The following is a 24848-nucleotide window of genomic DNA, read 5'->3' as shown; positions in this document are numbered from 1 at the left end:
GGCTTCGTCGACGGCACCGACGTCGACCTCATCGGCGTGATGAACACCGTCGCGGTCAGCCTGCCGCATCTGAAGGCCGGAGCGTCGATCATCCTCACCGGCTCGACCGCCGGGATGATGAAGGGCACCACCGAGATGCTCGGCAACACCGGCGGCGTCGGCTACTCATGGGCCAAGCAGACCGTCGCCCGCTACACCGAGGTCCTCGCGCTGCAGCTCGCGCCGCACAACGTCCGGCTGAACGCGATCCACCCGACCAACGTCAACACGCCACTGATCCACAACGACCGGATCTACAGGACGTTCCGGCCGGACCTGGAGAACCCCACCCGGCAGGACGCGGAGCTCGCCCTCCCTGTCCTGCAGGCCATGCCCATTCCGTACATCGAGCCGGAGGACGTCAGCGCGCTCGTGCTGTTCCTCGCCTCCGACGACGCGAGGTACATCACCGGGCTGAACCTGCGCATCGACGCGGGCGGAATGCTGAAGGGCCAACCCGCCCTCTGAGCTCGCCGGAACCGCGTCTCCGCCCGACCGTCGGCAGCCCGCCGGCCCGCGGATGCGCGCCGGGCTGGCGAGTCGCACCCTGCGAACGCACCCGCTGGCACCGCCATGCCCACCCGCCTGCCAATGTGGGGGTTACTATCTTTTGGAGGTGACCTCTACTAGAGGGGGGCTGTCACATGGGCGAAGTTGGGGCGCGGCGGTGGTGGGCGTTGGGAGCGGTCAACCTGAGCGTTCTCGCCGTCGGCCTGGACGGCACGGTTCTGTCGGTGGCCCAGCCGACACTGGCGACGGCACTCGACGCGTCGCAGTCCGACCTGGTCTGGTTCTCATCCGGCTACCTGCTCGTGCTGGCGGCGGTGGTTCTGCCCGTGGGCCTCGTGGGTGACCGGTTCGGCCGTCGCGCGGTCCTGCTCGCCTCGTTGGCGCTGTTCGGGCTTGGGTCGGTGCTGTGCGCCTACGCCGCATCGGTCGGGATGTTCCTGGCGGGACGGCTGCTCCAGGGCCTGGCCGGTGCCGGCATCACGGTGATGGCCCTGTCTGCGCTGGTCGTCCTGTTCGACGAGCGGGAACGCCCGAAAGCCGTGGGTATCTACCAGGCGGCGACCTTCATCGCGCTCCCGCTCGGCCCGATTCTCGGCGGCTGGATGCTGTCGCGGTTCTGGTGGGGCTGGGTCTTCCTGCTCAACGTACCCGTGGTCGTGCTCGCCGCGATGGTCGGCTTCGCGCTGATCCCGGAATCACGGTCAACGCGACGTCCCGGTCTGGACCCGGTCGGCACGGCGACGTCCGCGGCAGGACTCGCGATGGTGATCTACGGTCTGGTGCGGGCCGGGGAACACGGCTGGGCTACGCCAGACGCGGTGGTGTCGATGGTCGTCGGAGTCGTCGCGGTGGCCGGGTTCGTCTGGTGGGAGCACCGGCTCGGTCGGCTGCCCGACGGCCAGCCGCTGATCGACCCACGACTCCTGCGGCCTGGGCCGTTCCTCTGGGGGGCGGCGCTCGCCGCGGTCGCCGGACTGGCGATGATCGGCGTGCTGTTCACGCTGCCCCAGTACTTCCAGGGTGTGCGGGGAACCGGCACCCTCGGCAGCGGCGTTCGCCTGCTTCCCCTCATCACCGGCATGGTGGTCGGCGCCGGACTCGCAGGCCACCTGGCGGCGGCGGTCACCGCACGGATGTCGGCCGCGCTGGGATTCGTCGTGCTTGCCGCTGGCCTCGCCCTGGGAGCCACCGTCACTCCCACCTCCAGCACCGCGTTCACCGCCGGCTGGACGGCGCTCGTCGGCGCGGGAACCGGGCTGGCCCTGGCCGCGGCGACCGCGGCGGCGTTGGCCGGGCTGTCGGCCGAGCGCAGCGGCACCGAATCCGCCGTCGTGCAGGCGTTCAACAAGGCCAGCGGTCCGCTCGGTACGGCGATCACGGGCAGCCTGCTCGTAGCGGTCTACCACGCCCGGCTCGACAGTGCCGGGCTGCCGGGAACGGTGACCGAGAGCGCGCGCAGGAGCCTCTACGAGGGTGCCGCCGCGGCGGCTGGCGTACCTGAACTGGAACAGGCGGTCCGCGCGGCGTTCGTCGACGGGATGAGTGCCGCATTGCTGGGGTCCACCGCGATCGCCGTGCTCGGTGCCGTCACGGCCGTGGCCGTCCTTCCCGGCCGGCAATCCCGTAGAACGGAGGCCGGCCAGCCGACCGAGGAAGGGACCATCGATGCCGTCGCGCACTGACCGGGCGACACCTGGGCTGCGAGAACGCAAGAAGGCGAGGACTCGGGCCGCCATCCAGACCCACGCCCTGCGGCTGTTCCGCGAGCAGGGCTACCAGGCCACGACCATCGAACAGATCATCGACGCGGCGGATGTCTCGGAGACGACGTTCTTCCGCTATTTCCCTACCAAGGAGCACGTCGTCCTCCAGGACGATCTCGATCCTCTGATCATCGAGGCGTTCCAGAACCAACCCCCGGAGCTCTCACCCGTGCAGGCGATACGCGCCGCGGTTCGTCACCAGTTCGACGCTCTCACCCCCGAGCAGCGACAGGCGGTACGGGAACGGACGTCGCTCATCGTCGGCGAGCCCGCCCTGCGCGCCGCCATGCTCGACCAGATCTCCCAGGCGATGCTCCTGCTCGCGGACGCCATCGCACAACGCACCGGGCGCCCGAAAGACGCTCTCGCCGTGCGCGCCATCGCCGGCAGCGCCGTCGGTGCCATGCTCGCCACGCTGCCCGCCCTGGCCGACGACCCGCACGCGGACCTGCCCGCCCTCGTTGACGAGGCCCTGGGCTACCTGGAGACCGGACTACCCGTCTGAGTCTCACCGAGCCGAACGCCCAGGAGGCAGACGGGCCGGCCGAGGGCTGACGCTCCCGGCTGGCCTTTCGCGGTCTACTGCCTCAGCCCACCCTGCGGTCGGCGTTGGACCAGTAGCGCGCGCGCAGCGCCTTCTTGTCCGGCTTTCCCACCGCGGTGAGCGGAAGGGTGTCGACGAAGTCCACGCCCTTGGGTGCGTGGTGGGAGCCCTTGTGTTCCTTCACCATTGCGGCCAGTTCCTCCGCCGCGACGGACGCGCCGGCCCGGAGCACCACGACCGCCCGGACGGCTTCGCCCCACCTGTCGTCGGGCACGCCGATGACCGCCGCCGCGGCGACCGCCGGGTGCGTGGAGAGGACGTCCTCGATCTCACGGGGGAAGACGTTGAAACCGCCGCTGACGATCATGTCCTTCTTGCGGTCCACGATCGTGTAGAAACCGTGCTCGTCCATGCGGGCGATGTCGCCGGTGTGCAGCCAGCCGCCGGCGAGCGCCTGCGCGGTCTGCTCCGGCTTGTTCCAGTAGCCCTTCATGACGAGTGGCCCCTGGACGCAGATCTCGCCGGGCTCGCCGTCGGGAACCGGCTCACCCTGGTCGTCGAGCAGAGCCACCCGCACCCACGACACCGGACGCCCGCACGAGACCAGCCGGGCCGGATCGTCCGGGTTGTGTTCTTCCTTGCGCAGGACGAACACGGTCTGCGGGGCCTCGGTCTGGCCGTAGAACTGGAAGAAGACCGGGCCGATCCGCCCGATCGCCTCCCGCAGCCGGCCCGGCGACATCGGCGAGGAGCCGTAGAACACCGTTTCGAGGCTGGAGAGGTCGGTCTCGGCGAACCGGGGATGGTCGAGCAGGGCGTAGATCATCGACGGCACCAGGAAAACCGACGTGATGCGGTGCGCCTCGATGGYCTCGAGCACCTTGCCGGCGTCGAACTTGGGCAGGACGACCACGGAGCCGCCCTGGTGCAGCACGGGAACGATGAACGGCGCGCCCGCGTGGCTCAGCGGTGTGCAGACCAGATGACGCAGTTCCTTCGGCCACTGCCATTCCGTGAGCAGGATCTGCGTCATCGCCGCGCTGCCGCGGTAGGTGGACATGACGCCCTTGGGCTGGCCGGTGGTGCCACCGGTGTAGGCGATCGCGGCGATCGCCTCCGGGTCGAGCCGGGGCGCGGTCAGCGGGCGTGGCTCGTAGCCTGCCGCCAGTGCGACCAGATCCGCGCCGACGTCGCTGGGCCCGAAGGACAGCAGCCGCCTCAGGGTCGGTACCCGCTCGCGCAGCGCGGCGGCACGCTCGGTGAAGGACGGGTCGAACACCAACGTCTCGATCTCGGCGTCGGCGAGCACATAGGCGTGGTCGTCGAGGGAGCCCAACGGGTGAAGCGCCGTGTTGCGCCCACCGGTGACCATGTAGGCGCCCATGGAGTAGAGGACCTCGGGCCGGTTCGTGGACAGCATGGCCACGCCACTGCCGGGCCGCACCCCCTGCGCCGTGTAGACCTGCGCGTACTGGCTGATCCGGGCGGCCAGCTCCCCGGCGGTGAGAACGCTTTCCCCGAGGTAGATGGCGGGCTTCGCCGGGTCGCGTCGCAGTGCGCCGATCAGAAGGTCCGGGAGGAACGCGCCGCGATAGAGGTCGTCCGCCGCCTCGGGTAGTCCGCGACTCATGATGGTCCCGCCTCCTGCCTCCAGGCCGCTCACTTGGCCGGGAATCGTTGTGCGCCGTCGAGCCGGATGTTCTCGCCGTTCAGGTACGGATTGCGCAGGATCGCCTCGACGAGCAGGGCGAACTCCGCCGGGTGGCCCATACGGTGCGGGAAAATGATGCTGGCGACGAGCTTGTTCTGCAGTTCTGCGGACGCGCTGCGCATCAGCTCCGTACCGATGGTTCCCGGGGCGATGGCGCAGACCCGGATGCCCAGCGGCGCCAGGTCGCGGGCGAGCGGCAGGGTCATCCCCAGGATCGCCGCCTTCGCCGACGCGTAGGCGACCTGCCCGGCCTGGCCCTCCAGCCCGGCCAGCGAGCCGGTGTTCACCACGACCCCGCGCTGGCCGTCCTCGTCGGGGGTGTTGGCGGCCATCGCGGCCGCGGCGAGCCGGGTCACGTTGAACGTCCCGACCGCGTTCTTCGCCATGGTGGCGACGTACGTCTCCAGGTCGTGCGGGCTGCCGTCACGGGCGACGGTGCGTGCCGGCCGGGTTCCGCCGCCGGCCACGTTGATGACGTACGACAGGGTGCCCAGCGACCGCGCCGCGGCGATGGCCGCCTGGACGTCCGCCTCGACGGTGACATCGCCGGGGACGGCCACGGTCATGCTTCCGAGCTCCGCGGCGAGGGCGGCGGAGCGCTCGCCGTCCAGGTCGACGATCGCCACGGCGACCCCCAGCCCGACGAGATGGCGGACGGTGGCCGCCCCCAGCCCGCCGGCCCCGCCGGTCACGATCGCCGACGCACCCTGCAATCTCATCGGCCGTCCTCTCCAACCTCTGTAACTGGTCCAGATGTTTCGGGTCGGCTCGGCAAGCCAGGCAAGCCAGGCAGCTGTGTGCCGGCCGGAACCGTGATGGTCTTCGGCTCCAGGTAGGAGCTCAGCCCTTCGGGCCCCAGCTCCCGGCCCAGACCGGACTGCTTCATCCCACCGAACGGCGCCGCCGGGTCCAGCGACAGGCCGTTGACCCCGAACGTTCCGCTCCGGATGCGCCGCGCGACCGCGAGCCCACGCTGGACGTCGTCCGTCCACACCGTGCCGTGCAGGCCGAACGGAGTCCCGTTGGCGATCGCGACCGCGTCGTCGATGTCCTCGTAGGGGATGAACGCGACGACCGGCCCGAAGATCTCCTCCTGCGCGATCCGCATGCTCGGGGTGACGTCACGGAACACGGTCGGTTCGACGTACCAGCCGGTTTCGAGGCCGTCCGGTACCCCGCCGCCGGCGACCAGGGTGGCGCCTTCGCGCTGCCCGGTCTCGATGTAGCCGAGCACCTTGTCCCGCTGGCGCTGCGAGATCAGCGGGCCGAGGAACGTCGTGGGGTCCGCCGGGTCACCGACCCGCAGCTTCGTCGTGATGGCGGCGAACCGCTCGACCGCCTCGTCGTAGCGCCGGGCGGAGACGAGGACGCGTGACTGGGCCGTGCAGAACTGCCCGCTCAGGAACAGGCTCACGGTCATCAGCCGGGCCATCGCCGCCTGCAGGTCGATGTCGTCGAGCACGATCGCCGCGGACTTGCCGCCGAGCTCGAGGGTGACCCGCTTGAGCTGGTCGCCGGCGAGGCTCGCGATGCGCCGGCCGACGGCGGTGCTGCCGGTGAAAGCGATCTTGTCGATGCCCGGGTGCGTGACCAGCTGCTCGCTGCCGCTCGGGCCGGCGGCGAGCACGTTCAGGACGCCCGCCGGCAGGCCCGCGGCGTCGGCGGCCGCCGCGACGATGTTCGCGTGCAGCGGCGTCTCGGGGGCGGCCTTGAGCACGACCGTGCAGCCGGCGGCCAGCGCGGGGGCGAACTTCATCGCGGCCAGGAAGAACGGGACGTTCCAGGGGACGATCGCGGCGACGGCCCCGACCGGCTCCTGGCGGACGACGACGGGGGAGTAGCGGCCCGCGCGCGGCGTCTCCACCGCCAGCGTCGCCGCGGCCTCGGTGTAGAAACGCAGGACGTCGAGGCCGTTGTCGACCTGGCCGGGCTTCACCAGCGACGTGGGGGTGCCGTTCTCCAGCGTGATCGTCCGCGCCAGCTCGTCGGAGCGTGTCTCCAGCTGGGCCAGGAACTCGGCCATGATCGCGGCTCGTTCGGCCGGCGGCAGGCCGGGCCACGGCCCGTGGTCGAACGCGTCGCGCGCCGCGGTGACCGCCGCGTGGACGTCGCCCGCTCCCGCGTCCGGGACCTGGGCGATGACCTGCCCGGTGCTCGGCGACCGGACCTCGAGCTGACGCTCCGACGTCGCCGGAACCCACTTCCCGCCGATGAACACCTCGTTGGCCGCCCGCATGCGCGTGCTCCTCTCGTCGCCCGGTGCCCTCTCGCCGTGGCCCATGACCTGTGACCCGCCGTGGACCCCTGACTTGGGACAAAAACTACTAGATGTCGCATGGCACGTCGAACTATTGCGGGTGTCTCATCCGCTTCACCCCAAAGGCCGGACCAGGCGGCTCTACGATGGCTCCATGACGGTGATCACGGGCGACGAGGACGGGGGTCAGCGCGCACCGGGGTGGTGGGGCAGTGACAGCGCGCTGCTCGACGACGAGGAGGCGCGGCGGCGGCTCGTCGCCGCGACGGTCCGCTGTGTCCTGCGGCGTGGCTCCGGCCGGATCCGGGTCGAGGAGGTGGCGGTCGAGGCAGGCGTCTCGCGGTCCACCGTCTACCGGTATTTCAAGACCCGTGACGAGCTGATCCTCGCCGTCCTGCTCAGCCGGGTCGACGCGGCCATGAGCGGGGTGCTGGGCGGTTTGCGTGACCCGAAGGATGCGGCCGGGTCGCTCGTGGCGGTGTTCGTCGACTCGATGGCCATGGTGAACAAGGACACCATCAGTGAGGCTCTGTTCTCCGAGGGCGGCCGTTCCGCGGTGGAGCTGCGGGAACTGACCGCTGAGCCCATCGTCGACGCGGTGTACCGGCACCTGGAGCCGCTGCTGAACCGGTGGAGCGAGAGCGGCCAGCTGTACGAGGATCTGGATGTGCGCGAGACCGTTCGATGGCTGATCGCGGTCGGGTCCATCCTGATGGTGCCGCCGTGGTCCACCTGGTCGCCGCAGCAGCAGCGCGTCTTTGTGAACACCCACGTCGTGCGCGCTCTCGTCAGGCCTTCCTGAGCAAGGCCTTCCTGGATGCGTCAAGTCAAACTTGACGTCAACCTCGACATACTTCTACGGTGCGGAAGCGCCCACTGCCCGGCCCGTCGAGGACGCGGGTTCACGAAAGGCGGCTGCCAGATGGTCAGTACACGCGCGGCGGTGCTCCACGGCCCCGGCCAGGATTTCAAAATCGAGACGGTCGAGATCGATCACCCGCGGGCTGGCGAGGTTCTCGTCGACCTTCGGGCCTGCGGCTTATGTCATTCCGACGAGCATGCCCGCACAGGCGACATGCCGATGCCGCACTATCCGCTGATCTGCGGCCACGAAGGCGCCGGCGTGGTGGAGGAGGTCGGCCCGGGGGTCACCTCGGTCCAGCCGGGGGACCACGTGGCGCTGTCGTTCGTGCCGTCCTGCGGAGCCTGCCAGTGGTGCCGGACGGGCCGGGCCTTTCTCTGTAACGACGGCGCGAAGATGTTCGCGATCGGAATGATGACGGACGGGCGTATCGCCCACCGCCTCGGCGATCAGCCGGTCGCCCGGTACACCCAGCTGGGCGCGTTCGCCGAGCGCCAGCTGCTGGCCGAGACGTCGATCGTCAAGGTCGACCCGGAGATCCCGTTCACGGCCGCCGCGCTCGTCTCCTGCGGGGTCGCCACCGGTTTCGGTTCGGCGGTGAACCGGGCCGAGGTGAGACCGGGGGACACGGTCGCCGTCCTGGGCATCGGCGGAATCGGCGTCAGCGCGGTCCAGGGCGCGCGGATCGCCGGCGCACGGCAGGTCTTCGCGGTCGACCCGGTCGAGTTCAAGCGCGAGCAGGCACTGCGCCTGGGTGCCACCCATGCGTTCGCCTCCCTGGCCGAGGCCACCGAGGAGATCAGGCGGCTCACCGACGGGGTCATGTGCACCTCGGTCATCTGTGCCTACTCCGTGATGCACTCCGAGCTGCTCGAACCGGCGCTCGCGCTGACCGCGAAGGACGGCACCTGTGTCATCACCGCGGTCGCGCCGATCACCCAGAAACAGGCCGATGTCAACCTGTTCATGCTCGCGATGTCGAACAAGCAGATCCGCGGCTGCCTGTACGGTTCCCAGAGCCCGCGGGTGGCGATTCCGAAGCTGCTCGACCTCTACACCGCCGGCATCCTCAAACTGGACGAGCTGGTCACCCGCACCTACACCCTTGACCAGGTGAACGAGGGCTACGCTGATCTGGCGGCCGGCCAGATCCTGCGTGGCGCGCTCGTCTTCTGAGCTTCCAGCTTCTGAGGTTCCTGAGCGCGCACCGAATCCACAACCGGGAGTAGGTATGACGTCCGAGCAGTCGTTGGCCGGCCGGCGGATCCCGCTGGTCGACTACCTGGTGCTGGAAGGTGAACCGCATCTGGTGGCGCATGAATGCGTCACCTGTGCGGCCAGGTATTTCGACCGGCGCAACGCCTGTGCCTCCTGTGAGCAGGCCGAGTTCCGCGTGGTGGATGTGCCCACCGAAGGCGAGCTGCGCGCGTTCACGATCGTCTCGTTCGCCGCGCCCGGGGTGCCGGTGCCGTTCGTGGCCGGGGTGGTCGACTGCGGCGGGACCACCGTCCGCGGCAACGTCGTGAACGTTGCGCCGGACCCGGAGCACATCCGGCTGGGAATGAAGCTGCGGCTGACCACGACGTCGCTCGGCACCGACGCCGCGGGCGTCGAGGCGATCGGGTACGGGTTCGAGCCGGCCGCCTGACGGCACACGCGAGAAGAGAACGAACGGGAGAAGCCGGTGGCGGAGAACGTCTGGATCCTCGGTATCCACATGACGAAGTTCGGTAAGCATCCGACGCTCGACCCGGTCGACCTCGGCGTCGAGGCGATCCGGGGCGCACTCGCCGACGCCGGGCTGCGCATGCGGGATGTCGGTGTCCTCGCGGCGGGCAACCTCATGGGCCGGGGCGGCTCCTTCGGCCAGCAGCTGCAGAAGCAGACCGGGCAGACCGGCATCCCGGTGTTCAACGTCGCGAACGCGTGCGCCACCGGCGCGACGGCGCTGCGGGTCGCCGTCATGGCGATCCGGGCCGGTGAGACGGAGGTGGGCCTCGCGGTCGGCGCGGAGAAGCTGTCGGGGGCGGGCCTGCTCGCCGGCGGCGCCCGCGAGGCGGAGGGCGACACCTGGGCGCCGAAGGGCCGGTTCGGCGCGGTCGCCGCGCTCGACGGCCGGGTCGGCACCGAGACGATGCCAGGCGTCTTCGCGCAGATCGGGATGGAGTACGGGCACAGGTACGGGGGCACCAGCTTCGAGCTGTTCGCGCGGATCTCGGAGAAGAACCACGCGCACTCCACGCTGAACCCGCTGGCCGCCTACCAGAAGCGGTTCACGCTTGAGCAGATCATGAACGACGTCATGATCGCGTACCCGAACACCCGTCCGATGTGCTCGGCGAACTGCGACGGTGCCGCCGCGGCCGTGGTCGTCAGCGAGACGAAGCTGCGCACCCTGTCACTGGAACAGCAGCGCCGCGCCGTCAAGATCAGCGCCTCGGTGCTGACCAGCGACCCCTGGCAGGAGGCCTGCCAGGTCCTGCCCGACGTCAACACGCTCACCCGCGTCGCCGCCGAGCAGGCCTACGAGCAGGCCGGCGTGGGCCCGGAGGATCTCGACCTCGTCGAGCTGCACGACTGCTTCGCCACCGCCGAGCTCGTCCACTACGACAACCTGAAGCTGTGCCCGCAGGGCGGCGCCGTGGACTTCTTCAACTCGGGCGCGACCTGGCGGGACGGCAGGACCCCGGTGAACGTGTCGGGCGGGCTGGAGTCGAAGGGCCATCCGATCGCGGCGACGGGCATCGCCAACGTCTGGGAGGTCGCCACCCATCTGCGCGGCGAGGCGGGCGATCGCCAGATCGCCGGCGCCCGGGTGGGCCTGGCCCACGTCATCGGCCTCGGCAGCGCCTGCGGCGTGCACATCCTCGAGAAGGCGGCGGCCTGACCCCCATGGGGAGCGCGCCGCCGTCACCCGCGGCCGGCCTTATCTGATCCTGATCCGAGGCCCGTCGGCCTCCGCCGCGCTCAGCTGAGCAGCTTGCTGATCTCGGTGGAGGCCGCGCGGGCCTCGATCCGCATCAGGCCCAGGTTGGAGTTGAACGGGCCGGACAGCACCAGCACCGCCTGTTCGCCTGCCGCGTACACCACCAGGTAGCCGTGGTCACCACGGACCACCGTCTCCTGCATCTCACCGAGTCCGGTCCGGTCCGAGATGCGCTTGCCCAGGCCGAGCGCCGTCGCTGCCATCGCCGCCATTCGTTCGGCGTCCGGCTCGGGGAAGTCGTGCGCCACGGACAGCCCGTCCACCGACGCCACCATGGCGCCGTTCAGCTCCGGAATCGACCGCCGCAGCTCCGACACCACGCGCGACAGCTCCGACTGAATACTCACCGATGCACCTCTGTCCTGAACGGTTTCGATTGACCTGGGTGGCTCTGGCGCCGTCTCCGGGGACGGGTCGTCCGGAGATGGATCGTTCGGGGACGGATCATCCGGCGGCACTGCTACGGCTGGCCGCACCCGCAAGGGCGTCGTGACATCCGCGAGGCGTGTACCGGGGACGGGCCGCGCCGCCTCGGCTGGCTGCCCCGCGCCGAGCGGCTGCCGGTCGGCGGGCGGCCTGCCGTCGTGGGCTTCCTCCTCGGAGGGCTGCGATGTCGTCGAGGTCGGGGCCCGGTTGCGCCACGACCGTTTCGACGTGCTGCGGTGCCGCGACGGACTGCCCCCCTCGTCCAGCATCGTGACCGGCCGCGTTCGTCCGCCAGAGACGTTCCGCGGAGGTCACGCTCGCCGAGCCGCCCTCGGCCGGTACCTGTCCGCGGCGGACAAACCGGCCTTGGCGGTCGACATTACCCGTCCGACTTCAACTTTCCGCCGGGGCCTTCCGCGGAGACGTCCCAGCCGCGCGAAGGCGCCGTGTTCGGCTGCCGCATGGCACGGCACCGGATGCGCCAGGAGGCCGCTTTCGCTGGTCAGCGGCCCCGAGAGCCACGGCGATCGGATAGCGGAATATTCTGCGTACGATGCCGACCAAGCCTGGCTGACGCCGGGAGAAGCGGTCAGCCGCACCACGGAACGACCGTCGGGTGTGACGCGGCGTGCGACTCCCGGGTTTCCCTGGACGGACCATCGACAAGGCTGGAGATGTACGTGCGGAAGCAGTCGGTGACCTCCATCCTGCGCGAGCTCATCGCGTCGTCCGAGGACATCGAGGCCTCCGCGCTGGTCTCGATGGACGGCCTGCTCATGGCGTCGATGCTGCCACCCGAGTTCGAGCAGGACCGCGTGGCCGCGATGAGCGCGGCGATGCTCGCCCTGGGCACGCAGACGAGCATGGAGCTCAACCGCGGCGCGCTCGACCAGATCCTCATCCGGGGCCAGCGCGGTCATGTGCTGCTCACCCGGGCGGGCCCGGAGACCGTTCTGGTGGTCGTCACCCGGCCGAACGCCCAGCTGGGCACGACGTTTCTCGACGTGCGCCGGGGCGCTGAGGCGCTGTCCGCGGCCCTTTAGGACCCATGGACCCATGGACCCTCTGAACCGCGTGCGCCGAACGGGCGGGACCGGCGCCGGGCAACGGCTGACAACAGCTGGGCTGACAACGGCCGGTGGGGGCGCAGCCGGCCGGCCCGCGTGCTGGATCACTACAAAGCAGGAGACGACGGGGTGGACGGCCACAGGGCGGACAGAGCGGAGCTCCGGGCGCCGCGACACGACGCCGGACCATTACGGCCGGCCCCGTACCCGTGGGCCGGTGCCGCGGCGTCGTCCCGCGGCGAACCGCCGATCACGGTTCGTCGCTATGACCCGGCGCGGTACCTGCAGGGACTGGTGGCGTCCGCGTGGCGCCAGGCAGCGGATCGGGGCCAGGCGGTGTACATCCAGGGCGACTGGCCGGGAATCGCCGTCTACCCGCGCAGTCTCACCGCCGTCGTCTACGGAGGCGAGGACAGCCTGCGGCCGTACGCCGGGACGGAGGACCTCCCACTGCGCGCAGGCCTGGTCTTCTCACGTGCACCCGAATACGACGTCAACCACCCGGGCATGGTGCCGCTCGACGTCCTGATGTGGAAGCTCGCGCTGGGAGCATCCCGGGGCCGGCTGCCGCTCGACACGCCCCTCGACACCCCGTGTGCCCTGTGGGAGTGGCCCAACTTCACCCGGCTGATCGTGACGCCGGGCGCGATGAGCGTGGCGGCGCTGTGGGCTCGACAGGTCTGTACGCTCAGCGAGACGATCAGCCTGTTGCGCCTGCCAGCCGAGGACGTCTTCGTCTTCTACAGCGCCGCCGTCGCGGTCGACCTCGTCCACCCGGAGCTCCCGTCGCGGCCGGCCCCGCTCCGCTCGTCCGCGCAGCTGCAGCCGCAGCCGCAGCCGCAGCCGGTCGATGCCCCGTCGCCAAGACGGAGCCTGTTGCGCAAGCTGTTCGACAGACTTCGCCCGCCCGACGGCCCCTCGGCCGACACCACCCCTTCGAGTCATCCGTAGAGACACATGTGACCCACAACAAGATCGTTTTCTCTGGGCCGGTGGGCGCGGGGAAGACCACCGCGATCGCGGCCATCAGCGACATTCCCCCGGTCACCACCGAGGCCCGGCCCACGGACGGGACCAGGGACATCAAGGCGACGACCACCATCGCCATGGACTACGGCGTCGTGCGGCTCGGCGGTGCCGAGCGGATCCACCTCTACGGCACCCCGGGTCAGGACCGTTTCACCTTCATGCGGCACATCCTCGCCGAGGGGGCGATCGGCGTCGTCCTCCTGATGACCAACACCCGGCCGACACCACTCGCCGACCTGGACGAGTTCGTCGGCACCTTCCGAGCGGTGATCGACGAAACGGCGCTGGCGGTCGGCGTCACCGGGATGGACCTCCGCCGTACGCCCGGTCTGGACGACTACCACCAGGTCCTGGCACGGGTCGGCATCACCGCGCCGGTCTTCGAGATCGACGCGCGGCGTCGCGGGGACGTCGCCCTTCTCGTCCAGGCACTGCTCCTGAGCGTCGACCCGGGACTCGCCGCGGAGATCGCCCCGCCCGGCACCGGGCCGGGAGCCTTCCAGCGTGCCGCCGGCGACTACTGGTGACGTCCCTGCGGCGGCTGCTGCCTGCCGACACCGGCGCTACCTGCGGATACTCGCTACCTGCGGATACTGTGGTCACCCGTCTCCGCGGCGTCTGTTCGTGACCGACGCGACGCCCACGGACCTCCTTCACGAAAGGCACCGATGACGCCGAACGGCCGCCAGGACAGCCACGTCGCGGCACCGGCGACAGCCCTGGTGCTGGGCGCGTTGGCCGGCACCCTCGCCAGCCGTCTTCTACGCCCCCGCTCCGCCGGCGGGCGAACACCCGAACTGATCGACGCCGGGACGTCCACCGGCCCGGCGACCGTGCCGGGACGACCGGACGAGAGCTCGGCGAGGCTGCGATCGGTGACCCGGCAGCTCGACGAGACCCGAGCCGCTCTCGCCGAGGCCCAGGCCGAGATGCTGCGGATGAGCGGCACGACCAAGGAGATGACCGACCGGGCCGAGACCGAGATGGGCAGAATGGAAAGCGCCGCCATCACCGCCCTGGAGTCGGCGGCGGCCTCGAACCGCCAGGAGGTCGCGGGCCTGCGGCGCAGCCTGGCCGCCGCCGAGGACGCCGCACGAGTGCTGCGGGGCGACCTTGACGCGGAGCGTCGACGGGCGGCGTTGATCGAGTCGGCGCTGGCCGGCCGGGACGCCCAGCTCGCGGACCTGCGTGCCAGCCTCCGCACCGCCGACGCCGACGAGGTCTGACAGCCCGGCCCGCGAGCACCGTGCCCGTCTGCCTGTGCCCGTCTGCCTGTGCCCGACAGCCGCGGATGTCGGGCACGCGCGACGGTGAGTGGCGTCAGATGAGCGGCGTCAGATGAGCGCCCGGTGCGGACGTATCTCGAAGGTGCAGGTCGGGTCACCGGCCCCCTCGCAGGCGGTCTCGGTCCCCTGCATGACGACGCCGGTCACCGCCTGCAGGGCCCCGACGAACACACCCAGCGTGTAGGCGCACATCGGCTCCGTCGTCTCCATCTGGTGGCTGCACGCCCCTTCGACCAGCCGCACCACATATGCCCCGGAGTCGTCCGACGTCACCTCGGTCACCAGGCAGAGCCGGGTGCCCTCGATACCGAACGTGTCGACGAACAGGCGCAGGAGCTTCTCGTCATCCAGCCGGGATCCGTCCAGGCCGAGATCGGAGATGACGCCCTGCCCGCGCATCCGGCCAGCGCCCAGGACGGGCCCACGGCCGACGAGATCCTCGGTGTAGACCCGCATCTGCTGCAGACAGGTGGCGGAGACCATCGGCCCCAACGTGGGACGCTGGTTGACAGGCATGGGAAAACTCCCGGTTCAGGGCACGCGTCGAAGTGACGGGCGCGAGCCAGCGGCGCGGCAGGCATGCGGCGCTCACCGCAGGTCAGGCGCCGACTCTACCCAGCCCGGAGCAAAGCCGAAGAACCCGGACCTTCCGGCGGGATCTCAGCCGAGGGTGACCGGCAGGCGTTCCCAGCCGCGGGCGGTGGAGGTGTGGGCCAGCTTCGCGTTGCCCCAGTCGACGTCCCAGTCGGTCCAGCGGTTCAGCAGCTCGTCGAGAGCCACCCGCCCCTCCAGCCGGGCCAGCGAGGCACCGAGGCAGAAGTGGATGCCGTACCCGAACGACAGGTGACGGTCGATCCGGCGGTGGATGTCGAAGATGTCCGGGTCGGGGAAATGCCGCTCGTCGCGGTTCGCGGAGGCGTTGAGCAGCGTCATGATGCTGCCCTCGGGAACGGTCTGCCCGTACAGCTCGACGTCCCGGGCGACGGAGCGGGCCTGGATCGGTGACGGCGCCTCGAAACGCAGGATCTCCTCGATCGCGTTCGGGAGCAGTGACCTGTCCCGGGCGATCTCCCGGCGCTGGTCGGGATGCTCGGCCAGCAGCTTCCCGGTCCAGCCGATCAGCCGGGTCGTGGTCTCGTTCCCCGCGCCGGCCAGCAGCGTGACGTAGGTGAGGATCTCCTCGCGGGACAGCCGCCGGACGGTGCCCGTCTCGTCCTCGAACTCGGTGGTGAGCATCTCGGTCATCAGGTCGTCCGACGGATGCTTCGCCCGCCAGTCGATGTACTCGGCGAACATGGAGCCGTCGAGGAACCCGTCGCTGTACATCTCCTCCGAGCTGGTCTCCTCCAGGTTCATGCCCTTGTCGAGGCGGTCACGGATCGCCTCCTGGTCGCTCTCCGGAATGCCGAGCAGGAAACCGATGGTGCGCATCGGCATCTGCGCCCCGAGCTGCCGGATGAGGTCGAACGTGCCCGCCCCGACCAGGGGGTCGAGGCAACGCACCGTGAACTCCCGGATCTTCGGCTCCAGCGCGCTCATCCGCTTCGGCGTGAACACCCGCGCGAGCAGCCCGCGGTGGATGTCGTGCAACGGCGGGTCCTCGAACAGGATCACCCCCGGCGGGATCTCGATGTTCGCCCGGATGACCTCCAGTACGGACCCCTTCCCGGACCGGTAGGTCTGCCAGTCGGTGAGCGCGGGTGCCACGTCGGTGTATCGGCTCAGCGCGTAGAACTCGTACCGCTCGTTGTAGTAGAGCGGAGCCTCGTCACGCAGCCGTCGCCAGACCGGATACGGGTCGTTGTCGATCTCGAAGTCGAAGGGGTCGTAGTAAAGGTCGTCCGCGCTGATGGTGGTCAACGGGCCCTGCCCTTCCACGTGCGGCTGTCGGACTATCCTGATCCCGAAGCCCAGCCCGGCTTCGGCACCCAGCGCCGGCCGGACGTCCGGGCACGCGACCACATACACGTACCTCGAACTTGACCTCGATATCAATTTTCCTAGTTTCCGGCGAACGATCCGAGACGTCAACCCATCCGGGCCCGCCCGCCGCCGGTCGCCAACCGAGAGCCGCTTCCGTGCCTGACCGCCGTCGGGCTAGGTCACGGCAGACCGACGCGGCTTGGCGGCCCGCAGCGAATACATGAGTGGCACCCGTGGTTGCCCTTCCGGCAGCCGGAAGCCATCCGGCCCACGGACCAGCGATGCGAACTGCTGGAACCCGGTTCGGTCGTGCTCGTGCAGGTGCTCGATCCGTAGTCCGGCGCCGGCGATCGCCGAGACAACGCTGCCCAGCCGATGCTCGTACTGGACGGTGGTGTTCTCGCTCGTTGCGGCGGCGCGATCGGCGTAGCTACCCGAACTGGCGCAGACGAACGGGCCCTCGTCGAAATAGTCGAACGTGACCGCCCGGCCCGTGGCCTCGTCGAGAGTGTGGGCGAAAGGATGGAACTCGACGAGGTACAGGAACCCGCCCGGTGCGAGTAGCTGTGCCACGATCTGGGCCCACCGGGTCAGATTCGGCAGCCAGCACAACGCCCCGAGCCCGGTGTAGACGACATCGAAGGTCGCGCCGCCCAGGGCATCCACCGCGTCGTAGACGTCAGCGGCCACGAAACGAGCCTCCAGCGCGACCTCGGCGGCAAGTGCCTGCGCCGCCTCGACCGCGGGGAGGGAGAAATCCAGCCCCACCACGTCGGCCCCCCGTGCGGCCCACGACAGGGAGTCCAGCCCGATATGGCACTGCAGGTGCACCAGTCGTTTGCCGGCTACTTCACCGACCTCGGTGACCTCAAAGCCGCGGAGCCGGTCGGGACGGGCCCGGAAGCCCGCCAGATCGTAGAAGTCACCGGCGAGGTGAAGCGGTACCCGCTCATCCCAGTTGGCACGATTCAGCCCTCRCCAGTCGAGCTCCGGATCGAGTCGCTGATCGCTCACGGCCCGACCATACATACCGGGCCGTCACGTCCGCCTCCGCCCATCCAGCGACGCTGACGGCCGACGCCGCGGCCACCATCGGACTGATGGGTGGGAAGAATCGGATGGCTGACAGCGACTGGACGCTGGATGACGTCGGATCCCGGCACGCCAGGCCTAGGATTACCTGGCACACAGGGGCTGTTGGGGGGACTCGCGATGGGCGCCGGCCGCTGGCGGTACTGCATGGCTCTGGCCACATGATCGAGGAGAAGGAGCGGATCGCCGCGTTGGTGCCCGGCTACGAACTCGGTGCCAGATTGGGTCGGGGGGCGTTCGGGCTGGTCCTGGCTGGTCGTCACCGGGAACTGCACCGTGACGTCGCGATCAAGATCCTTTTTGTTGGCCAGGAGGGCGACACCGAGCCGAACAAGGGTGAGGCGCGGCTTCTGGCCTCGTTGGATCATCCCCATATCGTCCGGGTCTATGACGCTGTCACCGCCGAAGACCTGCATCTGATCGTGATGGAGATGCTTGCCGGCGGAACACTTGCCCGTCGACAGCAAGATCTGACGGCCGAGGCCTCCTGCGCGGTTGGACTGGCGACCGCGACGGCACTGTCGGTCGCGCACGCCCGCGGGGTACTGCACCGTGATATCAAACCCGCCAACATTCTTTTCGACGCTGACAACCTCCTCAAGGTCACCGATTTCGGGATTGCGAAGATGGCGGAGGGAACGGCCACCACCGCCAGCGGGGTGATGGGAACTCCCCGGTACATGGCCCCGGAGCAGTTCCTGGTCGGTCAGCTGGGCCCGGCTACCGACCTGTACGCCCTGGGTGTGATGCTCTACGAGTTGCTCAGTGGGGAGCCGCCGTTTTTGGCACCGAACCCATTCGCGCTCGCACAACAGCACGTCACTGCGGTCCCACCACCCCTGACCGGCGTGGACGAGTCGCTGGCCGCGGTGGTGATGCGCGCGTTGGCAAAGGACCCCGCGGATCGTCCGGCGTCGGCGCATGCGTTCGCCCTGGAATTAGCGCGGGCCGCCACCGAGACATACGGGCCGGGGTGGGCTGGCGGTACCGGAATCAGGCTTCGGCTGGATGACGACATCCGCGCGATCGTCGAGCGGCCCGCCATGGTGGCTCCGGTGGTGCCGGCCCCCGTCACGTCGGCACCGCGAGCGCAAGCGCCGACGCCGAACGATGAGCTGCCAACTCAACAGTCCGATCTGCCGTGGTTCGTGTCCACGGATCGTGCGGTGGACGGCATCCCGCGCGTACAGCTGCCCGGAAAGGCATCGGCCTGGTCCCGGCGTCGTCAACGCGCCATTCACGCCCGGCCGATGGGAACCCCCTTCAGACACACCCACGGGGTGCACTCGGCGGCGTTTTCCTCCGATGGGCGCATGCTGGCCAGTGCCAGTCACGACACAGTGTGGCTGTGGAGCATATTCAACCCGGCCAGCGCACTCAATTCCTTCACGGTGCGCCCCAGTCGGGTGTGTTCGGTGGCGTTTTCGTCGGATGGGCGCATGCTGGCCAGCGCCAGCCACGACAAGACCGTGCTGCTGTGGAAGCGCACCGGTCTCGCGCTCAGCTCACCTCTCGCCGGCCATGCCGGGGAGGTGTGCTCGGTGGTGTTCGCGCCCGATGGGCGCACTCTTGCCAGTGGTGGAACTGACGCGAAGGTTCGACTGTGGGACGTCTCCTCGTGGAACACTCCTGGTCCCCTCGGTGATCCTCTCGCCGGTCACACTGGTGCGGTTTCCTCGGTGGTTTTCGCGTCGGATGGCGGCATTCTCGCGAGCGGCAGCGAAGACACGACGGTCCGACTCTGGAGGGTGAATCGTACATCCGCAGAAAGACGCCAGGAACGCTGATCCGGCCAAGTTCAGTCGGGCGGCGGGTGCGCGGGTCAGCCGATACCTGCTGGGGTGCCACGTGACGTGGCGAGGCACCGCTGTGTGCTGGAGTGGATGTCGCGTGATCCGATCCGAACCCGCGGAGGCGACCGGTCGACGATGAGAGCGGTGGGGAGATGTCTCATCAGGCTGGCGCCGGTGGCCGTGGCGCTCGTGTTCGTTCTGGTTGTTGCCGGTCGGCTGATCGTCGGTGGCGCCGGCGGCGTGCGGGCCGCGGACGAGGATGCGGCGCGTTGGCTCGCCGCTCACCGCGAGCCGTGGCTTCTCGAGGTGACCCGGTGGGCGACGTACCTGGCTGACCTGTGGGTCGTGGTGGGCGCCGGCGCGGTACTGGTGGCGATCACGGCCTGGTGGTCGCGTGGATGGTGGATGCCGGCCGGCGTCGTCGCGCTGACTGCCGGCGAGGCGGCGATCTACGAGGTGTCGAACACCCTTGTGGCCCGGCCGCGCCCGGCCGTCGCGCGGCTTGATCCGGGTGATCCGATGGCGAGTTTCCCCTCGGGCCATTCCGCGGCTTCGGTCTGCCTCTACGGTGGCCTGGCGTATGTGCTGCACGGCATCGCACGTCGCCGGGCCGCTGGTCCGTCCTCCGAGCGACCCGCGGCTGCCCGGCGTGGGGTCACGATCGCCCGGTGGCTGTGGCTGCCGGCCGCGGTCGGCGCCGCGGTGCTTCCGCTGGTCGTGGCCTTCTGCCGGACCTACCGGGGAATGCACTACGCGTCCGACGTCGTCGCCGGCCTGCTCCTCGGAAGCTGCTGGTTCCTCGCGGTCAGCGTGGTGGTGCTGTCCCGAGCCTGGCGCACCGGCTCCCCGGAAACCGCCGGCTGCCCGGAAACCGCCAGCTGCCCGGAAACGGGGACGTCGTTTTAGCGGGACGATCTCGGGTACCCGGCTTCTCGTGTCGCGATAGCTTCGCGAAGGCGCGAAAGGTCGGTGCGTTGTGTCCCTGCTTGCCTGGGCCATCCTGGTGGTCCTGCTTCTCGGTGCGGCCTATGCCGCGGCCGTTCTCGTCGACCGCTCCCGCTCCGCCCGGCTGCGAAGCAGATTCGGGCCCGAATACGAACGAACACTTCAGGAGTCCGGCGACCGGCGGAGGACCGAACGGCGCCTCGCGGGTATCGCGCGTCGCCGGGACAGGCTCGACGTCCAGCCGCTGGGGGCCCCGCGCCGGGCGGAGCTGAAGACGAGGTGGACCACCCTGCAGGCCCTGTTCGTGGACGAGCCGGTGACCGCCACCACCCGCGCCGACGAGCTGATCACCACTGTGCTGCGTGAGCGCGGGTATCCGACCGACGACCGTGCCGAGACCGCGGACCTGCTCGCCCTGGATGATCCTGCGCTGGCTGCCGGGCTCCGTAGGACGCACCACGGAACAGCCGGAACGGGCGCCCCTGGCGGCAGCGCCGGGGTGGGCCCGGCCGGGACCGGCACGGAAGCGATGCGGTTGCGATTTCTGGCACTGCGAGCGGTGTTCGACGGCCTCATCGCGCCGGCCGAGGAGCACTCCGCCGCTGGCCCGGTGGGCCTGCCTCGTTCGACCGACACGGGAAAGCGGGCCTCGGCCGGTGCGCCTCCCACAGGCGCCGGAACGGGCAGTGGTGAGGCCGGTGATCCGGCGCCTCACACGAATTCGTCCACCGACGGCCCGTCTGCGCGGGTAGCGGCGCTTCCCGGTCGTCGGCAGCGTTCCTGAGAGCTCTGAGAGTGGGAGGAAGTTCGATGAACCTCGACGATCGCTCAACCCGCACCGGTATGTATCCCGCCGTTCCAGGAGCCGTCGCCGACCGTCCGGCACACCGCCCGCCGGGCGTCGGCGCCGAAAACGCGGAGAGGGGGAAAGCGGAGACGGAGAAGGCGGAGAGGGAGAAGACAGCTCGGCCGGAGGGACCCGGCAAGGCCGAGAAGACGGAGGCGGAGGCGACCGCGTCCGGCCGGTTGCGGGAACGGTGGCAGGAGGCGCTGCTGTCGTTCGTCGACGATCCGCGGGAGGCGGTGCGGCAGGCCGATCTGGTGCTCGACGACGCGGTCAACCAGCTCACCGCGGCGGTGCGACGGGAGCAGGAGCGGCTGCGTGCGGCGTGGCGGGAGGACGGGGCCGCGTCGACCGACACGCTGCGCGAGGCGCTGCGCGGCTACCGAGACTTCCTGGAACGAGTGGTGGCGACGCCACGCTGAGGCGCTGCTCTCGCCGGGGATCCCATGACCTTCCGAGGTGGATTGGCCACGCTCGCGAAACGTGCTCAGCAGCGTCGGCTGTCACACCGAAAAAGATCGGTTAAATGTGATTCTCTTCTCACTTCCGGGTCGATGTCATCGTGTGAAACGATGGGCTAACGCAGGCGAGCTCCTTGTTTCCGCGAGGTCTCGGCGGGGAGTGCCGGAGAAAAACTGCAACGTAATGTGATCGCAAGATTCACGTTCACCCAGTAGTTCTCATGCTGGCAGTTCGGCATAGTACGGAGATCCCGAAACTCCGAGATTCGGACTTCTTCGGCCTCACTGGTGTCGCCGACTGCCAGTATGAAGATTTTCTGTGAGGGTGGGTGTGTTTCTGTGACGACTCACATCGAGCCGGTGGCGCCCGCTGTACGGCGGCGCGCGGTTCGGGCCGCCCAGGGCTTGGAGCCGTTCGACCCGCACGGGACGACGACGATCTTCACCGGTGCGGTGATCGCCGAGGTTCCGCTGCCGATCGCCGGCATTCTCAGTGACCGCCCGGCCGCCGAGGTCGCCGAGGTCGCCGAGCAGCAGCGCGCCACCCAGCGGGCCGCCATCGAGATCGGCATGCCGACGGCGCCGCTGACCCAGCAACCGCTCTTCCACGTCCTGGCTGCGACGCTGCCGTGCATTCCCGGGCCGCACCTGACCGATATCGGCGTCGTCGACGGCGACACGGGAACGATCGTGCCCTCCCTGCTTGTGTCTGCCGCGGCGAGCGCATGACCATCCATCGAGAACCGTTCTGGCGGGAGGTCAGGAAATGAGCGGTCCGGTTCCGGCCACGGCCGAGGAGACCGGGGTTCCGGTCATCGACATCGCGGGGCTCGCCGACCCCGAGCTCCGCCCGCCGATCGTCGCCTCGATCGGGGCGGCCTGCGAGCGCGTCGGCTTCATCGTGATCACCGGCCATGGTGTGCCGGGCGAGCTCATCGACCGGATGTACGAGGTCAACCGGGAGTTCTTCGAGCTGCCGCTGGAGCACAAGCTGCGGTCCGCCTCCGCGCGCGGCAACCTGTACCGCGGGTACGGGTCGGTCGAGGCCTTCGGTCGGGAGTCCGTCGTCGAGGGCTTCGAGAACGGCCGGTTCGACGACGCGGCGGACGTCGCCGCGGCGGGGTACGGCCCCGAATGGTCGGAGGACTTCGAGGGCAACATCTGGCCCGCGCGACCGTCGGCGTTCCGCCCGGTCTGGCGCGAGTACTACGCGGTGATGGAGGGGCTTTCGGCCCGGCTGATGGCCGCGTTCGCCGAGGCCCTCGACCTGCCGGCCGACTGGTTCGACGACAAGTTCGACCGGCACACCTCGTATCTGAACGCGAACTTCTACCCGGCCCAGCCCGAACCACCGGAGGAAGGCCGGATGCGCCGCGGTGCGCACACCGACATCGGCAGCCTCACCATCCTCTACCAGGACGGAATCGGCGGCCTGCAGGTCTTCGACCGCAGCGGCCGGTGGTGTGACGTCCCGCCGGTGCCCGGCTCGTACGTGATCAACCTGGGGGACATGCTGGCGAAGTGGACGAACGACCGCTGGGTCGCGACCGAACACCGGGTGGTGAACCCGCCGGCCGAGACCGCGCACCAGCCGCGCATGTCCATCCCGTATTTCCAGCACCCGAATTTCGACGCGCTGATCGAGTGCATTCCGTCGTGCACCAGTGCGAACAATCCGCCCCGCTACCGGTCGGTGCTGGCCGGCGACTGGTCGAAATACCGGATGAGCCTCGCCGTATGAAGAGGCCCGCCCGGCCCGGCTCGAACGGGCAAGCCCGCTCCGCAACTCCGCCGGCACGCCGGGGTGGCACCCACCGATCGACGAAGGCGCACCCTCATCACACCGAGACGGCTTTTCCGGCGTCAGGCGATGTGACCCGGCCGCCGTCGGCCGGCGCACCGACCACCGGATCGGGCAGGTGCGTCCGCCGGGGCAGGCACAGGGGAGTGCCGAGGAGGAGGACGCCGGCGGCGGTGATGGCGGTGAGGGGGGTGGTGAACGTGGCCAGGCCGCCCCAGATCGCCATGAGCGACGCCTGGGCGACCTTGCTGCTGATGCTCCATGCACTGAGGATCTGTGCGGTGTGGTCGGCAGGCGCACGCCGCAGGCGTTCTGTGGCGCTGATCGGGTTGAAGACGCCCATACAGATGATCAGCAGGGCCTCGATGATGATCACGATGAGGAGTCCGGCGACGCCCGGGCGGGTCAGGGCGAGGCCGAGCGGAAAAACCGAGCGCAGCCAGCCGGAAACCATCAGGACGCGGTACTGCCCGTAGCGGGTGACCAGTCGTGCGCAGCAACGGGCACCGGCGAGGCCGCCGAGGGCGGGGAGGCCGAAGGCGAGGCCGTACTGCCAGGCGGGCAGGTGGTATTCGTCCAGCAGAAGGACGGTGAGAAGCGGGCTGGTGGCCATGATCAGACCGTTGACGGTCATCGCGTTCAGGAACAGACGTCGAAGCGCGCGGTCGCGGAAGATGAACCGCCATCCGCTCAGCATGCCGAGGGCACGTGCGCTGGTGGCGGCCTCGTGGGCCGCGGCGGTGCGGCCTGGTGCGGTGCTGGGCACTGGGGTTCGGGGTGCTGGGGCGCGGGACGCTGGGGTGTGCTGTGCTGCAACGTCGCCGCCGCGGATGCGGAGGATTCCGAGCGCGGAGAGCAGATAACTGACGGCGTCGGCGGCGACGGTGATCACCGGGCCGAGCAGCCCGATGAGCGCGCCGCCGAGTGGCGGGCCGGCCGCGGTCGCCAGCCAGCTCGTGCCCTCGAACCTCCCGTTCGCGACGAGGAGATGCTCCTCCGGGCCTATGAGATGTTTCAGGTACGCGCCGGAGGCGGCGGTGAAGGCGATTCCCGCCGTCGTGGAGATGACGGAGACGGCCAGCAGCTGGCCATAGGACAACAGGTCGAAAAGGTAGGCGGCCGGAACGCTCGCCATGGCGAGGAAGCGAACCAGATCCATCGCGATCAGCACGGGGCGCTTGTTCCGGCGCTCGACCCATGGACCCAGCGGAATCGCCACCCCGGCGGCGACGACGAGGCTGGCCGCACCCAGAAGCGAGACAGCGAAGGCCGGCGAGTGCAGCACCCGGACCGCGAGGAGCGGGAACGCCCCGAAAGCGATCCACGTGCCGTAGGTGCTCACAGCGTAGGCCGCCCACAGCCAGCCGAACCCGGCCCCCAGTCTCGTGCGCACACGGCTCCTTCTGGCAACCAGCAGTTTGGACGCCCGAATCAGATCAGCCGCGCTACGAGACGATCAAACAACGACTTCTCGGCGTGTCACAACGATCGGTTGTGTGCTCCTAAGGT

Annotated in this window: 25 protein-coding genes; 17 read left to right on the top strand and 8 right to left on the bottom strand. The window is 69.7% G+C overall.

Translation table 11 applies throughout. The features are described from left to right. From CcI49_RS35855 to CcI49_RS35845, 3 genes are all read left to right on the top strand, one after another. A partial coding sequence (locus tag CcI49_RS35855) for an SDR family oxidoreductase (RefSeq protein ID WP_116437590.1) occupies positions 1–507 on the top strand: 507 nt, incomplete at its 5' end. Positions 508–683: 176 nt separating this feature from the next. Beyond that, the gene (locus CcI49_RS35850; protein ID WP_076833984.1) at positions 684–2231 is read left to right on the top strand and encodes an MFS transporter; all 1548 of its coding nucleotides are present in this window, start codon (positions 684–686) and stop codon (positions 2229–2231) included. Further along, entirely contained in the window at positions 2215–2817 is a 603-nt protein-coding gene (locus CcI49_RS35845) for a TetR family transcriptional regulator (RefSeq protein WP_076833982.1), read from the top strand. Before CcI49_RS35850 ends, CcI49_RS35845 begins: the two co-directional genes overlap by 17 nt. A gap of 82 nt (positions 2818–2899) precedes the next feature. Here the strand turns inward: CcI49_RS35845 and CcI49_RS35840 are convergent, their stop codons facing one another. Genes CcI49_RS35840 through CcI49_RS35830 form a run of 3 tightly spaced genes read right to left on the bottom strand, consistent with a single transcriptional unit; the run spans position 2900 to position 6803 of the window. Further along, the gene (locus CcI49_RS35840) at positions 2900–4486 is read right to left on the bottom strand and encodes an AMP-binding protein (protein WP_076833994.1); all 1587 of its coding nucleotides are present in this window, start codon (positions 4484–4486) and stop codon (positions 2900–2902) included. A gap of 29 nt (positions 4487–4515) precedes the next feature. Further along, entirely contained in the window at positions 4516–5286 is a 771-nt protein-coding gene (locus CcI49_RS35835; protein ID WP_054566411.1) for an SDR family NAD(P)-dependent oxidoreductase, read from the bottom strand. After that, positions 5283–6803: an aldehyde dehydrogenase gene (locus tag CcI49_RS35830; RefSeq protein ID WP_076833980.1), complete on the bottom strand. Its 1521-nt coding sequence runs from the start codon at positions 6801–6803 to the stop codon at positions 5283–5285. The genes CcI49_RS35835 and CcI49_RS35830 overlap by 4 nt, the downstream gene beginning before the upstream one ends. 175 nt (positions 6804–6978) lie before the next feature. Between CcI49_RS35830 and CcI49_RS35825 the strand changes: the two genes are divergently transcribed. The 4 genes from CcI49_RS35825 (at position 6979) to CcI49_RS35810 (ending at position 10573) form a co-directional block, all read left to right on the top strand. Continuing rightward, positions 6979–7626 carry a TetR/AcrR family transcriptional regulator gene (locus CcI49_RS35825; RefSeq protein WP_054566413.1) on the top strand — a complete coding sequence of 216 codons (648 nt, stop codon included), beginning with the start codon at positions 6979–6981 and terminating at the stop codon, positions 7624–7626. Between the two features lie 120 nt (positions 7627–7746). Further along, positions 7747–8862, top strand: coding sequence for an NDMA-dependent alcohol dehydrogenase (locus CcI49_RS35820; RefSeq protein WP_076833978.1), 1116 nt, complete (start codon positions 7747–7749; stop codon positions 8860–8862). Positions 8863–8917: 55 nt separating this feature from the next. After that, positions 8918–9334 carry an OB-fold domain-containing protein gene (locus tag CcI49_RS35815; RefSeq protein ID WP_054566415.1) on the top strand — a complete coding sequence of 139 codons (417 nt, stop codon included), beginning with the start codon at positions 8918–8920 and terminating at the stop codon, positions 9332–9334. 36 nt (positions 9335–9370) lie between these two features. After that, the gene (locus tag CcI49_RS35810; RefSeq protein WP_076833976.1) at positions 9371–10573 is read left to right on the top strand and encodes a thiolase family protein; all 1203 of its coding nucleotides are present in this window, start codon (positions 9371–9373) and stop codon (positions 10571–10573) included. An 80-nt stretch (positions 10574–10653) separates the two neighbouring features. Here the strand turns inward: CcI49_RS35810 and CcI49_RS43875 are convergent, their stop codons facing one another. Beyond that, positions 10654–11019 (bottom strand): roadblock/LC7 domain-containing protein, encoded by a 366-nt coding sequence (locus CcI49_RS43875; protein WP_006543903.1) that lies wholly within the window; start codon positions 11017–11019, stop codon positions 10654–10656. A 759-nt stretch (positions 11020–11778) separates the two neighbouring features. On the opposite strand from CcI49_RS43875, the gene CcI49_RS35800 reads away from it, so the two are divergent. The 4 genes from CcI49_RS35800 to CcI49_RS35785 all read left to right on the top strand — a co-directional run bounded on the left by CcI49_RS35800 (position 11779) and on the right by CcI49_RS35785 (position 14420). Then, positions 11779–12141, top strand: coding sequence for a roadblock/LC7 domain-containing protein (locus CcI49_RS35800; protein WP_054566622.1), 363 nt, complete (start codon positions 11779–11781; stop codon positions 12139–12141). Between the two features lie 153 nt (positions 12142–12294). Next, positions 12295–13116: a hypothetical protein gene (locus CcI49_RS35795; protein WP_076833974.1), complete on the top strand. Its 822-nt coding sequence runs from the start codon at positions 12295–12297 to the stop codon at positions 13114–13116. Between the two features lie 8 nt (positions 13117–13124). Next, on the top strand, positions 13125–13721 hold the full coding sequence (locus CcI49_RS35790; protein WP_054566417.1) for an ATP/GTP-binding protein: 597 nt from the start codon (positions 13125–13127) through the stop codon (positions 13719–13721). A gap of 141 nt (positions 13722–13862) precedes the next feature. Beyond that, positions 13863–14420, top strand: a complete 558-nt coding sequence (locus CcI49_RS35785) for a hypothetical protein (protein ID WP_054566418.1) — start codon at positions 13863–13865, stop codon at positions 14418–14420. 108 nt (positions 14421–14528) lie between these two features. Here the strand turns inward: CcI49_RS35785 and CcI49_RS35780 are convergent, their stop codons facing one another. The 3 genes from CcI49_RS35780 to CcI49_RS35770 all read right to left on the bottom strand — a co-directional run bounded on the left by CcI49_RS35780 (position 14529) and on the right by CcI49_RS35770 (position 17417). Further along, the gene (locus CcI49_RS35780; RefSeq protein WP_054566419.1) at positions 14529–14996 is read right to left on the bottom strand and encodes a 4-vinyl reductase; all 468 of its coding nucleotides are present in this window, start codon (positions 14994–14996) and stop codon (positions 14529–14531) included. Between the two features lie 144 nt (positions 14997–15140). Beyond that, positions 15141–16340, bottom strand: coding sequence for a cytochrome P450 (locus CcI49_RS35775; protein WP_054566623.1), 1200 nt, complete (start codon positions 16338–16340; stop codon positions 15141–15143). A gap of 237 nt (positions 16341–16577) precedes the next feature. Then, positions 16578–17417 carry a class I SAM-dependent methyltransferase gene (locus CcI49_RS35770; RefSeq protein ID WP_241840451.1) on the bottom strand — a complete coding sequence of 280 codons (840 nt, stop codon included), beginning with the start codon at positions 17415–17417 and terminating at the stop codon, positions 16578–16580. Between the two features lie 239 nt (positions 17418–17656). On the opposite strand from CcI49_RS35770, the gene CcI49_RS35765 reads away from it, so the two are divergent. The 6 genes from CcI49_RS35765 (at position 17657) to CcI49_RS35740 (ending at position 23279) form a co-directional block, all read left to right on the top strand. Continuing rightward, entirely contained in the window at positions 17657–19282 is a 1626-nt protein-coding gene (locus CcI49_RS35765; protein ID WP_076833970.1) for a serine/threonine-protein kinase, read from the top strand. A gap of 141 nt (positions 19283–19423) precedes the next feature. Next, entirely contained in the window at positions 19424–20194 is a 771-nt protein-coding gene (locus tag CcI49_RS35760; protein ID WP_083749918.1) for a phosphatase PAP2 family protein, read from the top strand. 70 nt (positions 20195–20264) lie between these two features. Further along, a complete protein-coding gene (locus CcI49_RS35755; protein ID WP_054566420.1) occupies positions 20265–21017 on the top strand; it encodes a hypothetical protein in 753 nt (250 codons plus the stop codon). Between the two features lie 26 nt (positions 21018–21043). Then, a complete protein-coding gene (locus CcI49_RS35750; RefSeq protein WP_054566421.1) occupies positions 21044–21499 on the top strand; it encodes a hypothetical protein in 456 nt (151 codons plus the stop codon). Between the two features lie 378 nt (positions 21500–21877). Continuing rightward, positions 21878–22267, top strand: a complete 390-nt coding sequence (locus CcI49_RS35745) for an adenine deaminase C-terminal domain-containing protein (RefSeq protein ID WP_054566422.1) — start codon at positions 21878–21880, stop codon at positions 22265–22267. A 37-nt stretch (positions 22268–22304) separates the two neighbouring features. Further along, complete coding sequence (locus tag CcI49_RS35740; RefSeq protein WP_076833966.1) at positions 22305–23279, top strand: 2OG-Fe(II) oxygenase family protein; 975 nt, start codon at positions 22305–22307, stop codon at positions 23277–23279. Between the two features lie 97 nt (positions 23280–23376). Here CcI49_RS35740 and CcI49_RS35735 read toward each other — a convergent pair whose 3' ends face one another. Next, the gene (locus CcI49_RS35735) at positions 23377–24732 is read right to left on the bottom strand and encodes an MFS transporter (RefSeq protein WP_076833964.1); all 1356 of its coding nucleotides are present in this window, start codon (positions 24730–24732) and stop codon (positions 23377–23379) included. Positions 24733–24848: the final 116 nt, after the last annotated feature.

Source organism: Frankia sp. CcI49 (assembly GCF_001983215.1).
Classification (GTDB): domain Bacteria; phylum Actinomycetota; class Actinomycetes; order Frankiales; family Frankiaceae; genus Parafrankia; species Parafrankia irregularis.
This window is presented reverse-complemented; position numbering and strand designations above follow the sequence as displayed.